Below are 654 nucleotides of genomic sequence, written 5' to 3' on the forward strand. Positions count from 1 at the left end.
AATCTGTCAACAGGCAGTCCGGAAGATAATTTGATAAATTTTGGTCATGACCATGATTATAAATTCGGTTCATCAATGATGTCTAATTTACCACTAGATGCAGTTGGGGTAATGGATAGAGGATTTGCGGGGCTAAATTTTATGCAAGAGTTAGTGCAAAAAGACAAATATTTTGTAGTGCGAATTAAAAATAATTGGAAACTAGAATTTGGATCAGAAACTGGATTAATCAAAATCGGTTCATCGAAGGATGCTCCCGCTTACAGAGTGATTAATTTTTGTGATTTAGAAACGAAAACTGAATTTAGGTTAGTCACGAATTTACCTGCCGATGGAGAGGCAGCAGTTACAGATAATGAAATCAGAGATATTTATCGTTTACGGTGGGGAGTTGAACTGTTATGGAAATTTTTAAAGATGCACCTAAAACTGGATAGATTAATCACTAAAAATGTTAATGGTATTGCTATTCAAATTTATGCTAGTCTCATCGCTTATCTGATTTTACAACTTGTATCTGTTCCGAAAGAATGGGGTGAAAAGATGTTAGATAAATTTCGCTATCTTCAAGCTTGTATGTGTCAACAAATCAGTTATGTTCATTGGATGGAAGATATTATGAAATGTTGACATTTTTACCCTTGATAATACTAC

1 protein-coding gene is annotated in these 654 nt (G+C 33.8%); it reads left to right on the forward strand.

Translation table 11 applies throughout. The features are described 5' to 3' along the window. Positions 1-630: IS4 family transposase (locus tag ACIR310F_RS0100420; RefSeq protein WP_028082118.1), on the forward strand; the 630-nt coding region annotated here is incomplete at its 5' end. Positions 631-654: the final 24 nt, after the last annotated feature.

Origin of the sequence: Dolichospermum circinale AWQC310F (assembly GCF_000426925.1) — a bacterium.
Classification (GTDB): domain Bacteria; phylum Cyanobacteriota; class Cyanobacteriia; order Cyanobacteriales; family Nostocaceae; genus Dolichospermum; species Dolichospermum circinale.